Source organism: Cyclobacterium plantarum (genome assembly GCF_011290685.1).
Taxonomy (GTDB): Bacteria; Bacteroidota; Bacteroidia; order Cytophagales; family Cyclobacteriaceae; genus Cyclobacterium; species Cyclobacterium plantarum.
In genome coordinates, this window is sequence record NZ_JAANYN010000001.1 from 231325 (window position 1) to 245004 (window position 13680).

8 protein-coding genes and 1 tRNA gene are annotated in these 13680 nt (G+C 38.9%); 7 read left to right on the plus strand and 2 right to left on the minus strand.

The features are described from left to right. Positions 1–577: 577 nt before the first annotated feature. Positions 578–651 (plus strand) — tRNA-Asn (locus G9Q97_RS00980). A gap of 13 nt (positions 652–664) precedes the next feature. Further along, positions 665–898, plus strand: a complete 234-nt coding sequence (locus tag G9Q97_RS00985) for a GIY-YIG nuclease family protein (RefSeq protein WP_166142248.1) — start codon at positions 665–667, stop codon at positions 896–898. On the opposite strand, the gene G9Q97_RS00990 is transcribed toward G9Q97_RS00985, so the two are convergent. Further along, entirely contained in the window at positions 886–2061 is a 1176-nt protein-coding gene (locus G9Q97_RS00990; protein ID WP_166142250.1) for an MFS transporter, read from the minus strand. The genes G9Q97_RS00985 and G9Q97_RS00990 overlap by 13 nt on opposite strands. 966 nt (positions 2062–3027) lie before the next feature. On the opposite strand from G9Q97_RS00990, the gene G9Q97_RS00995 reads away from it, so the two are divergent. After that, positions 3028–6417: a SusC/RagA family TonB-linked outer membrane protein gene (locus G9Q97_RS00995; protein WP_166142252.1), complete on the plus strand. Its 3390-nt coding sequence runs from the start codon at positions 3028–3030 to the stop codon at positions 6415–6417. An 18-nt stretch (positions 6418–6435) separates the two neighbouring features. Next, entirely contained in the window at positions 6436–8112 is a 1677-nt protein-coding gene (locus tag G9Q97_RS01000; protein WP_166142254.1) for a SusD/RagB family nutrient-binding outer membrane lipoprotein, read from the plus strand. A 104-nt stretch (positions 8113–8216) separates the two neighbouring features. Here the strand turns inward: G9Q97_RS01000 and G9Q97_RS01005 are convergent, their stop codons facing one another. Beyond that, entirely contained in the window at positions 8217–9119 is a 903-nt protein-coding gene (locus G9Q97_RS01005) for a sugar phosphate isomerase/epimerase family protein (protein ID WP_166142256.1), read from the minus strand. Positions 9120–10054: 935 nt separating this feature from the next. Here G9Q97_RS01005 and G9Q97_RS01010 point away from each other — a divergent pair. The 3 genes from G9Q97_RS01010 to G9Q97_RS01020 all read left to right on the plus strand — a co-directional run bounded on the left by G9Q97_RS01010 (position 10055) and on the right by G9Q97_RS01020 (position 13503). Beyond that, positions 10055–11083: a sodium:calcium antiporter gene (locus G9Q97_RS01010; protein ID WP_166142258.1), complete on the plus strand. Its 1029-nt coding sequence runs from the start codon at positions 10055–10057 to the stop codon at positions 11081–11083. A gap of 155 nt (positions 11084–11238) precedes the next feature. After that, the gene (locus G9Q97_RS01015; protein WP_166142260.1) at positions 11239–12126 is read left to right on the plus strand and encodes a hypothetical protein; all 888 of its coding nucleotides are present in this window, start codon (positions 11239–11241) and stop codon (positions 12124–12126) included. Between the two features lie 519 nt (positions 12127–12645). Next, entirely contained in the window at positions 12646–13503 is an 858-nt protein-coding gene (locus G9Q97_RS01020) for a hypothetical protein (protein WP_166142262.1), read from the plus strand. The last annotated feature ends 177 nt before the right edge of the window (positions 13504–13680 follow it).

Here is a 13680-nt window from a genome sequence, read left to right on the forward strand (position 1 = left end):
AATCTGGGATTTGAACCCACGACCCTCCTGACCTATGTCAGGATACGCTACCGGACTGCGCTACACCCCGAGATTTATTAATTATTAATCACTTTTTCAATTTTAATCTGGGATTTGAACCCACGACCCTCCTGACCTATGTCAGGATATGCTACCGGACTGCGCTACACCCCGAGATTTATTAATTATTATTCATTATTTCAATTTTAATCTGGGATTTGAACCCACGAACCTCCCGACCTGTGTCGGGATACGCTACCGGACTGCGCTACACCCCGAGATTAGAAAAGAAATAAATGAACACCCCTTTTAAGTTTGGATTGGTAAATTTATACTTTTTTCAGGTAAAAAAAAGGCTTGCATTTAAAAAATCCCATAAAAGCAATGGATAGCTGTTTCAAGATGGGTAAAGCCCAGGCCAGCGTTTGCCAGCGTAAACTTTAAGTTGCTGGTATTGAACCTATAGATTTACAGCAAATAAAATTTATGAAAAATCCAGGCAGCCTTATTTGGAAAAAAATAAGTAACCTGTTATGTTTGCATCTCAATTAAGGAAACGGCCTTAAAAGACGATTATTCCTCCTTAGCTCAGTTGGTTAGAGCATCTGACTGTTAATCAGAGGGTCCTTGGTTCGAGCCCAAGAGGAGGAGCGAAAACCTGCCAATGGCAGGTTTTTTTTATGCCAAAGTGTGGATCAGCATTATAGATATATTCTTCATTCTGAAAACCATCAACAAGTATTACGTAGGTCAAACGGAAGACACGAGTAAGCGACTCAGTTTCCACAATGATCCCGAAAAGAACAACACCTGGACGCATTGCGGTATTCCATGGGTGGCGAAAATTTCAATGGCCTTTCCCCCACCAGCCGTCAGAAAGCTGAGTTATTGGCGGTAGTTTTTAGTCAAAACTCTTTTATTCAGGTCCATATTCATGGAAATTTTTATGGCTAGAATGATAATCAAAAACCAAATTAAAGATGAGAATCCAATATAGGAAGCAAGTTTTCCAAAGACAAATGGCATTATTGTTATGCCAATGTAGGCGGAAGCCATTTGCAAACCCATAATTGATTCCGAATTAGTTTTTCCAAAATTGTGTGGCGTATTGTGCAATAGGCTGGGAAATATAGGTGCACAACCAAAACCTATTAAAAAAAAGCCTGGTAAGATGGTGGCTTGGAATGGCAAAGTAAGGGTCAATATCCCTATTAAGATTAATCCCTGGCCTAATTTAACCAGAATTTGATTGTTCATTTTTAATGAAGCGAAACCAGAAATGAATCTCCCAATTGTAATGCCTGCATAGTATATGGCCACAAATTTCGCGGCATCTTCAGCCTTAAAATCCCTTACCAAAACGAGATAACTTGCACCCCATAGACCGAAGGTTGCTTCAATCGTGCAATAGCAAAAGAAAACTGCCAAAGATGACTTGATTCCCGGTATCGAAAGTAGTTTTATTAACGGGAACTTAGATTTTGAATCGTCGGCGTCATTTTGATTTTTCTGTTTTCTGACCCATAATGGAATTGACATTAGCAAAATAATGACCAAGCCCATTTGAACCCAACCTACCGTACTGTATCCTTTTGTCCAGGATTGCCCCATTGCTAAATACCTTGCCATTAGGATAGGGCCAATAGCCGCTCCGACTCCCCAAAAACAGTGTAACCAGTTCATGTGAATCGCCCTAAAATGGAGTGCCACATAATTATTCAGTGCCACGTCTACACATCCAGCGCCCAAACCTAGAGGAATAGCCAGAAAGCAGATGAAAATAAAATTTTCCGAATGTTCAAACCCTAAAAGGGCAAGAGCGGTCATCAAAACACTAATGGTTGTTATTGTTGCAACACCGAAACGTTGTATAAACCTGGCACTAAATAAACTGGATATAACCGTCCCCGAAGCGACTATCATTGATATAATACCAGCAAAATGTATAGGTACGTTTAAGCTTTTAAACATTGAAGGCCAGGCCGCACCAAGCAGGGAATCTGGTAACCCGAGGCTTATGAACGCCAGATAAATTACTACCAATAACAGTCTTTTCTTCATAGTATTGATTTCTGTTTTTTGATCTGCATGAATTTTGCAAATTACTTTCAACTAATTGCTAACAATTACTTCCTAATAGCATATCCCCTAAACGTTTGACTTGTCTTAATAAAACCTAAATAGACAATATATTTTCATTGAATATCAATAATGCGCATTTCATCATCAAATTATTATTTTTCACTACTTTATTAATTATTTATTGTTATCTAATTTTAATTACAGGCATACAAAAATAAAGACTTATTTTTAGATATTATATTACAATATTTTAATACTATCTTACTTTAATTTATAATGCAAAAAGGAACCATCCTTTTATGTTTTGATTCCTAAAAAAAATGCTTTTTAAATACATAAAAAAAATCTATATTAATCATTTAAGAAATAAATTCTTAGAAAGAAGTCTAAATGTTTGTCATACTTGGATTTCAGGATTGTTTTCCCGTTAAGACTGGTTTTGTCTGTTGGCATCTGGCAAGTGGGAAATTGCAAGTCGGTATAGAGATTCAAGAAATGCTGTCATCCTCATTATTTTCCGAGTTTCCGGTGACAGAATAAGCAATGTTGAATAGTGACGTGGCAATAAAGAACTATTATTAAGTGAATTCGCTACACTGGTTCGGGTAAACCAGTATAAAACGGAAAATTTTTACCAACTACTTATCACGCCCATATTATTCAAGCCTTGATGGAGAGGTATGCAATATTTTGCCTGCTCCCGCAAACCTAAATTAACGATTTTACTAACATTTCTAGTAGTATAAGATAAAGGAGGATGGGAAAAGCACCCGATCCATAAAATTTTCCTATCACACTAACTCAATTAAATTTTAGTAAACCCAAAACCCAGAGCACTATGTCCACAGGATAAAACGAAAAAAGTATCGAGCAGTATTAAAAGCCGGGATAAGAAAAAACACACAGAACTCGGTTTCAATCCAATTTTATTAAAAATGAAAAAAAATGAAAAAAAAACGATTTTATGAAGATTTTGTAAATCTTCCCCGCAATACCATGTGGGTTAGGCAATTATGTTTGTTAATATTAATAACAACTTCTGCGATGTTCCTCAGTACCATTTCCTATGCGCAGGGTACAAACATCGGGCAATCTCAGCAAAAAACCGTCACCGGTGAAGTAACCGATACCGAAGGTCTCCCTTTGATTGGTGTTGCGGTCTTAGCAAAAGGCACCTCCCAAGGTACCGTTACGAATCTAGACGGGGAATTTTCACTTACCATTCCTAGGGATACGGAAATTTTGAATTTTTCTTACATAGGGTATCAACCACAGGAAGTTATGATTGGATCCCAGTCAACATTCAACATTACAATGTCTGAAGCTGCAGTTGGGTTGAAGGAGGTGGTTATTACTGCACTGGGTATTTCTCGTGAGAAAGAATCATTGGGGTATTCGGTAGGAACAGTTGATGGGGAGGATTTAAATAGAACGCCACAGGCTAGTGTACTTAGCTCAATGCAAGGGAAGATAGCCGGTGTACAGATTTCTCAAACCTACGGAGTTAAAGGTTCTTCTATGAATATGGTTATTAGAGGAGCCTCATCTTTAAACTCAGACAATCAACCTTTATTCGTTATTGATGGTGTGCCCGTTTACAATTCTACTGATAACCTATTTAATCAGGCTGACCTTGGCAATGCTATTTCAGACATTAACCCAGAAGACATAGCATCAATGTCAGTATTAAAAGGACCTAGTGCTGCGGCTCTTTATGGCTCACGTGCGGCGAATGGGGTAGTACTAATTACGACGAAATCAGGTTCCGGTAAGGAAAAAGGGTTAGGGGTGGATTTCAATTCTTCCTTTATTGTTGACAATCCTTATCAATACCTTCCTGTTCAAAATGAGTTTGCTTCAGGGCAGGAAGGTGCCTTTGTATTTGAAAACGATGCCTACGAATTTTGGGGACCAAAGTTAGACAATGGTTTTATTGCACAACAAAGAAACCAGGATAGTCCCGCTGAGTTGATTTCTCATGAAAACAATATAAATCGTCAGCAAAATTTTTATCAAAACGGTTGGACACAGGTAAACAATGTGGGGGTTAACGGTAACTATGACAAAGCCAATTTTCGCGTTTCTTTGGGTAACTACCTTAACAAAGGCATTATGCCGAATGTAGATTTAAAAAAGAATAATATCAGCGTCAATGGAACCATGAACCTGACTGATAATCTGGAGGTGACGGTGATGACGTCTTTAAATGAGTCAAGCTCGGGTAATAGGCCTAATACATATAGAAGTTTTCTCACGCCGACAAGAGCCATTCTAACCGTTGGACCGCAAGTTGACATGGCCCTTTATAGTAATCCGGAAACATGGTGGATGCCTAACCAGGAGGGTATTGTCCAAACGCGCTGGAAAGAAAGGTGGAACAATCCTTACCTGATGCAAGAGTTGGCCACCACTAGCTTTGATCGCATACAGGCAATGACTAAAATACAGGTAGGCTGGGAGTTTGCTAAAGACCTGCGCTTTACAGCAAGATACTTACGAAGTCAATTAAACCAACGAGCAGTTAATCAAAGGCCATGGGATACCGTTGATTCAAGAAAAGGAAATTATGATATTCAAAATTCCGGTTTTAGGGAGCAAAACTGGGAGGGTATTTTCTCCTATAATAAAACTTTTGGAGATTTTGACCTACAGGCCAATGCTGGTGGAACGCTTAGATACAACTACCAGGAAAATATTCATAATTCGACAACTAACCTGGTTATTCCAGGCTTGTATACCATTAGTAATGGAGGTCCGGGTTCGGTAATTTACACCAACTTTTTGAGTAAAAAGAAAGTGAACAGCCTTTTTGGCCAAACCTCTATTGGCTATAAAAATACGGTATATCTTGACCTAACGGCCCGGAATGATTGGTCCAGTACATTGCCAAAAGAAAACCGCTCATATTTTTACCCTTCAGCCTCTTTAAGTGTGCTGGTAAATGAAATGTTTGCGATGCCAGCTTGGGTTAGCCTCGCCAAGATTCGTGCAGGATATGCTCAGGTGGGAAATGATGTAGATCCTTATCAGCTTCAAAGATATTATAATTTTGGTGCAGATTGGGGAGATACCAAACGAGCCAGTATTGACAAGGTTGCTAAAAATGCGCAACTAAAACCTGAAATAGCTACGTCGAAAGAAATTGGAGTTGACTTGTCTTTGTTTAATAACAGATTAACCCTAGATGCCACCTATTATACGATGGATAATAAAAATCAGGTACTTGGCATTAGTACTCCAATTACTTCTGGGGCAAACAGCAAACTGATCAATGCCGGATTGGTAAGAAGCAATGGCTGGGACATCACGCTAGGTACCGCTGTCATTAAGCAACAGGATTTTTCATTTGATTTAGGGTTAAATTTCACTAGAAATAGAACTACCATTGTAGAGCTAGCTGATGGAGTCGAATACTTTGGGTATAGCCAAGGGTACGCTTATTTCTATACCTATCCAGGAGATCAGGTAGGAGATATTTATCAAGCCCCCTATTTTAAAGTGGAAGATCCAAACTCTGAGTACTATGGTCATGCCATCATATATAGCAATGGTAAGCCTGAAAGAGATCAAAATCCTGAGAATTTTGAAAAAATTGGAAACTACAACCCTGATTTTATATTGGGCATAAACCCTAATGTGCAATATAAAAACTTTAGTTTTTCCGCAGTTATTGATTGGAGATCAGGAGGAGAATTCTATTCGGAGACGTTGAGGCAAGGAAAGAACGATGGTAGATTTCCGGAATATATTAATGGAAGCGTGGATTATGACCCCAATGTAGACATCGTACAGCAAATTAAAGATAACCCTGAGAAATTTTCACATGAATGGGTTGGAGGACGAGATGCTGAATATGGTGGTTTTCCCTGGCAAGACGAGCAGCAACGAGAAGCCAGAAGCTATATCAATGCTGATGGGGAAAAAGTTTATGTAAATGATGCCAGTTTTGCTGTAGGAGTTAGGGAAGATGGCGAAGGAGGATATATTGAGAATTTTGGAGGTCCGGGAACCATATGGCTAAGTCCCTATAACGCCCAAAAGGGAGCTGATAGATACCTCGCATCAGCTAATCTGTACAGCGCAACTTATGTAAAGTTAAGAGAGGTATCAATTACCTATAGGTTTCCTAAAGCTATCGTAAATAAAATAAACCTGCAAAATATGTCTTTATCGCTGCTCGGTCAAAATTTATTTATGTGGACAAAACACAATGTATTCATCGATCCTGAAACGGCTTACACCGCCAGAGGAAATAGGAATGAACCGGGGTATGAGTTTTACTCTGTGATTCCACGTACCCGTAGTATCGGTATGAAATTAGCTGTTGGGTTTTAATTATAATAACTATTGATCATGAAGAAAATTATAATAATAATAGTATCCATTACATTCATCCCAATTTTAAACTCATGTATTGATTTTGATAAATTGAATGTAAGTCCCAATGATGTAAACGAAGTAGATCCAAACTTTCTATTAACTACAAGCACCTATAATTTTGCTAATACGTATAGTGAATTTGGTTATTGGGATTCAAGGATTCCTTCCTTGTTGCAGTATTACCAAGTGGGTGATGGATATAAATCGGAGGAATTAAATGCGCTGTATTGGACGCCGGGACAAAGTAGTCCTTGGGGAACAATCTACTCTAATTTAGTAGATGTGCAAGCCATGTCTGACCTTAGTGTTGAGCAAGGAAACGTTTTTACGGAGGCTGTAGCTTTGGTATATCAGGCTGGACTTATAGATTTAGCTACTAAGATTTATGGTGATGTTCCCTTTTCAGAAACCAATCAGCTGGAAGAAGAAATTGTTTTTCCAAAATATGATCAGCAGAAAGAGATTTATGAAACCCTGCTGGTCAATTTGAAAACAGCAAAAAATATGATTGAAGGGATTCCCGGATCTAAAGTCCCTGTATTAGATGGGTATGATTTGTTGTATGATGGAGATAAAGACAAATGGGTAAAGTTTGTTAATTCTCTCAGAATCAGGATGTGTTTGTTGTTAAATAACAAAAGAAATGAATTAAGTATTGATTTAGATGCTGAGTTCCAAGATGCTGCTCAAAATGTTTTCACAAGTAGTGATGACAATGCTGTGCTGGATTATCTAGGAAATTCTGCAGCTACTTCTTTTCGCGGCGGACCATTTAGGGCTTCTGAACTGACATATGCCAGGAGAATGGGCTTAGGTTTTATTAATTCATTGAGAGATCAAAATGATCCAAGATTGTATAGGTGGTTACGACCTGTTGAAAAAAAATGGGATAGAGATATTGCAGCCGCAACTACGATCCAATACACAGATCCGCTAGGACAGACTTTCCCTATTGAAGTATTGCCCTACCCAAACGGCTATGATGAACTGGATACAAGTCTGTACGTTGGATTGCCGGTTGGTAGTCAGGCTTCATGGACAGCCTATAATGCCGGTCCTCAAGCAACCTCAGTTGAGCCCAAAACTACTCCGTTTAATAGTCGTCTTAGCGATATATATTATCAAAATGCAAATCAGTATGTTGGCATGAATATTATCACCTATTCTGAAGTTGAATTTATATTGGCAGAAGCTGCAGCTATTGGGGCATTTGGTGTCAGTGATGCAGAAGGTCATTATAAAAAAGCTATTGAAGCTTCTATGGATGAATGGGGAATATTTGGTGATTACGTGGGAGGATTTGATTTTAATGAATTTTACAGTCAGGAAGATATTGACTTAAACCAGGCAACCAATGAGCATGAGCGCATTATGACTCAAAAATACATATCCATGTTTTTCAGACCCGAGCCATGGTTTGACTGGCGTAGAACTGGGTATCCGGATTTAGTACCTCCTTATGATGGGGCTCAGCCTGCAATTCCTATTAGGTATCATTATGATTCACCTACCCCTCCCGATCCTCAGTATGTAGCTAAATACAAGGAGGCTGTTGAGAGATTGGAAAAATCAGAGTTTGTACAGGTGCCAACCAATGATGATACCCGCTCACGAATGTGGTTACTGCAAGGTACAAATAAACCGTATTAATAATTTATTGACCTCTAATCAGTCAAAGAGGGTTTACTGATACCCGCTTCAGTAAACCCTCTTTTCTCTATGAAATTGAATTAAATGCGCTGATTGGTTTGATTTTAGAGCTTTTCATACGCTGTTCTAAAATCATTAAACATAGAAGTTACAATTTGTCTGGGGTCGCCATCCGTCAAGCTTTCGAAAGAAATGTAACCGGTATAATTTACGTCGTTTAATATTTTTGCAATCTTTTTCATATCAACAGGTTCCGCAATCCCATCCACATATACCAATTCTTTAATAAACCAATAATTTGCATAATGGGCCAATTTTTGAATTTCTTTATACGGATCGCCTTTTCTTAAACTACCAATGTCCAAAATTAATCCAAACCAATCCGAGTCTACTCTTTTTAAAATATCGATAATTTCATCAGCTTCGTATAAAAAATCATTGTGGTGTTGCATGCCTGCCATAACGCCTGTTTCTTCAGCATATCTGGCACAGGCTTTAAAATCTGACACCATCCATTCTTTCACCTCCTCTCTGGAGTATCCTTCGTGTTTTCCATTGCCTGCAAAAATGCGCATAATGGAAGCTCCAAGTTTTGATGATACTTGCAGCCAATTTTTTATCAATTCAATATCAGACGCCCTTGAAGTTTTATCCGGATTTACAAAGTTATTCCTTACCCCTGTCCATGAAATATTTAACCCTAATTGCAATGCTTTCTTCTTTAACTGAAACAATGTTTTATCATCTGGTATTTCAGGATATCCAGAAAAATAATAGCCTGTTAAATCAACCGCATTTAAACCAAGTGTAGCGGCAAATTCCATCATATCAAAAAATGTCATTTCGCCACTTCTTAGCAAGGAATTGAACGAATAAGCATTGATGCTATATTGTAATCTGGACGGGGCTAAGGGTTTAATCAATGGGCTTGCGAAAAGGCTGTGAGCACCTAATAAAATCGGTGCAAATGCTGCGCTTCGCACTAAATTTCTTCTTTTCTTATTCATAGTAACGATTCATTTTGGGGTGCCAGGCAAACATTACAGCTAACGATTAATACGTGAAATTAGGCGATTGCGAAGCACCAAACTTTCTGTTAAGCACAGTGTTTGATACAAGTTAAAACCCTGAATTTACGGATATTTTATCTATTTTCTATGCAGCATGTGTGTGCCTTGAATGGTGAATATAGGTCAAAAAGTTGACCGTTCCAACGGGTGAAAGTGGATCAGAATCAAAGATATCGCCAAGATACTCCCAGTTAACCAGGTCTTTGGAGCGCCAGGCGGGTTAATTCCCACCAGCCTCATGAACATTTCCATAGGAGGCATTTGTCTGATACAAGTAAAAATAGTCATCATCCTTTATCACAATTGGGTCATGAACATTTGCCAGGTTCCAGATGGAACGATCACTCCAGTTCATAATAGGGGTATGATCGTCAGCATATGTCGGACCCTGAAAATCCGTGATCAACCCTTCATAGGGTTCGTTCTGATGTTCTTCATGATCCTCCGGACCGGGACTATTGAAATCGCAACCGGTTAAAACTTCAAATGTTATAAAAAGAATAAATACAGGATATAAGGAATTTCACATTCCTAAATTTTTATAGGCTTTCTCTATGAAGCGTGTCAAATAACAATAATTGAACGATACTAAATTTTTTTAAATCAAATGATTATAGGGTAGTTAAAGGTCTTCTGCTTGGAGACTGCGGGCCTGTCTGCCGCCAGGCAGGCAACCGGAGCCATTCTCAACTAACCTATTCCTAAAGATACTTATTTTTATACTTATGACTTTGGTATTTTATTTGAGGTTTCTTAACAAACCACTAAAAATGTCAGATTCCAAAACGACAAATACCGGAAAGCTGAAGAAAACGCTCAATTTACCCCTATTGGTTTTTCAAGCCTGGTCGTCAATTTCAAGTGCGTGAAATTTGGAAAGTCTTTTATTATATATAGGAATCGTAATCATTGCTTCCGCTGTAGTATGGAAGGCCAGCGGACTTTTGGAAAAATCGGCCCAATCACTATCCAAATACTACCAATTACCGCCCCTGGTTCAGGGTACCATCATTACCGCCGTTGGTTCTAGCTTTCCGGAACTTTCCACGACCGTAGTCTCCACACTCATACACGGTGAGTTTGACCTGGGTGTTGCTGCCATAGTAGGTTCAGCCATTTTCAATATCCTTTTTATACCCGGCCTGTCAGGGGTCCTTGCCGGCAAAATTTCAATTGACAGTATGTTGGTGTATAAGGATGCCCAGTTTTATATCACCTCTGTAGCCGTTCTTTTATTGACTTTTTCCATCGCCGTTATTTACTATCCGGTAGCATCAAATCAAATTGAAGGAGAAATCACACGGGGTATAGCGCTTATCCCAATAACGCTGTATTTACTATACCTGTTTTTACAGCAACAAGACACCAAGGAATTTCAAAAGGAAATGAAGGAAAACTCCCATAAACCAGTGAAAGAAAAAGGTATAGGAAAAGAATGGATGAAATTACTGGGCAGTTTGGTATTGATTGTTGCGGGGGTAGAAGGATTGCTGCGATCGGCAATTTTTTTTGGCGACTATTTCCAGACACCCAATTTTTTCTGGGGAGTAACCGTAGTGGCTGCCGCTACCAGCATACCAGATGCATTTGTAAGTGTTCGGGTGGCCAGGGCCGGAAAAGGCAATGTGAGTATTGGGAATGTACTGGGCAGTAATATTTTCGATTTACTGATAGCCATTCCCGCAGGCATTCTTATTGCCGGATCTTCGATTGTGAATTTTTCGGTAGCTGTTCCCATGATGCTTTTTCTCACCCTGGGAACCATCGTGTTGTTTGCCTTTTTACGCACGGGTCTCTATCTCAAAAAATGGGAAAGCTGGATGTTGTTGCTGCTTTATGCCTTTTTTTTCCTCTGGATGGCATTGGAAAATTTCGATGTGGTCAACTGGGTGCCGGATTGAACCTGGTTGTTTTTGGAAACAATTGACATAATGCTAACTGGGCAGTTGGAAACCAAAAAAATAAATAAAGTAAATCCCAGAAATGAAAACCCGCCAGATTTTAAACACCTGGCAGTTTTATTAGTTATTTGGCAGGGAAATTTTCAGAAAACCCCATGCCTCGACATCTATTCCTTTCTGTGCTATTGCTCTGCCTTTCCTGTAAAGTCGCCAATAAAAATAGTATGATGGCACAAAATCCCTCACCCATGGAGGAATACATTCGCCCCCACGAAAGGGTAGACGGATCGGGCTTTGAAGGAAAGAAAATCCCCCTAACTGGCATTTTTGAAAAAGACCCGCTGCTTTTGATGGGAAATGCTACTTCCCGGGATTCGGTAAACCTGTTGATTCATTTTCACGGAAGCGAAAACGTGGTGGCCCATGCAGTGGATGAAAACGAAGGTTGGGTAGCGGTGGCGGTAAATTTAGGGAATGGCTCCAGTGCCTATGGTGCGCCATTAGCAAGTCCCGAAACCTTTGATTCCCTCCTGCTGGCCGTAAAAAATCTGGTAACAAAACCCATCCGGAAAATCTACCTTTCGGGTTTCAGTGCAGGATATGGAGCCGTTCGTGCCATCCTGAAAACGAGGAATTATGAGCTCATTGCTGGTGTCCTCTTGCTGGATGGACTCCACGCCAGTTATGTTCCCGCCCAAACCCCCATGGCAAATGGAGGACAAATAGACGAAGAGGACCTTGCTGTCTTTAAAAAGCTGGCAGCCGATGCAGTTATGGGATCCAAAATATTTGTGTTTACGCACAGCAGCATCTTTCCCGGAACTTTTGTAAGCACTACGGAGTGTGCCGATTATCTGTTGGAAGCCACTGGCACCCGAAGGAAACCGGTACTCAGGGAGGGGCCTGTGGGAATGCAGCAGCTGGCAGTATCCACTCAGGGGAAATTTAAAATTCTGGCTTTTGCCGGCAACACCGCTCCCGATCACATCGACCACCTGCACGGATTGTTTCATTTTGTCAGGCTATTTTCTCATCCTCATTGACCATTCCACTAATTAACTGACCCTAGTTTCCAAGGGAATGAACCTGAACCCTACCTACCATTACCTGAACAGGGCTGGAGGAACGGGCTTTGGCGGTTCCATTGGAGACTTACAAATCCTTAAAATGCAAAATATCTGGGAGGTGGGGGTTTTAGTTGTTTTAAAACTAATCTGGACTGTTAATCTATTCCTCGCCAATATTTTTACAAAATATTTTTGATTATAAAAAAATATCAAATATATTTAATCTGTAAACAGCTGTTAATTAGGGTATTAGTTTAAGCCAGTTATTTAGATACCGGTTCCGTTTCAACGGATAATAATTTTCTATAATTAAATTTTAAACCTTGAATTAGGCCATTAATTTATCTGCCTGATAATTGTTTTGCCCTCATCCTTGGGTTTTATTAATAGTTGTAAGTGTAAATGTCAGGTTGTATTGTAAACTCTTCCTCAAATGGAGATTATTTTTCGAATTATGGCTATTTATGGTCAAATTCAATAAATTTTACAAACAAAATGAAAAGCATAAAATTTTGCATTTGCCTAATATTATTAATTTCGTGTGAAAATTTCGAAGCTTCACATAAGGAAATTAGCAATCCAACGCATTCTTATTTAAATGAAATCGAGGACCTTAAATCTTTGTACGTACAAAGTATTGATATAGGTCTAGAAGCCCTCGAAAATAAAAATTCTAAAACTAAGCAAAATGAACCTTACCTTAATCAAGAGGAATTTGTTATGGGTATTTTGAAAGTGATGGATAAGGATCAAATGGTTTTAGAAAATGGAGTGAAACGTAAATTTATTCACGAGTTGGAGAAATTTATTCCTAATAACAACATTCAAGCAAGAATTAATAATAACATGTTATTTGAAAGTAAAATCTTTTCTTTACATCAGGAGGAAATATTGATTCCCTTTATCAATGATTTGGAACTTTCAAACAACCCTCAACATTCAAAAAATGTTGCAATTTCTTTCCAAAATGAGATAATTAATGATTCAAATTTAAATTATGAAGAAAAGATTTCGCTTTTAAGCATTACTTCAGGTACCATTGTCTTTTCCGAATTTATTCTTAATGATGGAATAGAAAAAATGAGAGACAAATTGATTCCTGATAATAACGACCAAATCGAAACACTAGGGTGTTCGGTTAACATGAGGAATGTCTGGTTAGGGGCTGTTTTAAGTGCAGGTGCCGGAGCAATTGGTGGAGCTAAAATTGGATGTACCGGCGGTGTGGTTGCAGGTCCTTTTGGAGTAGCAGGAGGTTGTGTTGGTGGAGCTGTGATGGGAGGAGCAACTGGGTTTATATCCGGAGCATTTATGACCGCAGGAGCGGAGCTTTTAGGAAGTTGTTTTCGTTAAAAAAATAAAAATGAAATCTGTCGTAAAAATTATATTTAGTCTTCCTTTTGATATCATTTGGATGTCGGTGGTATTTATGTGGTTAATGCCCTTTGGTACATTTGATTATTCACAACTAGAATTTTATTTATGTATCATACAGGCCACTATAATATCTGTAATCACCAGGGTATTATT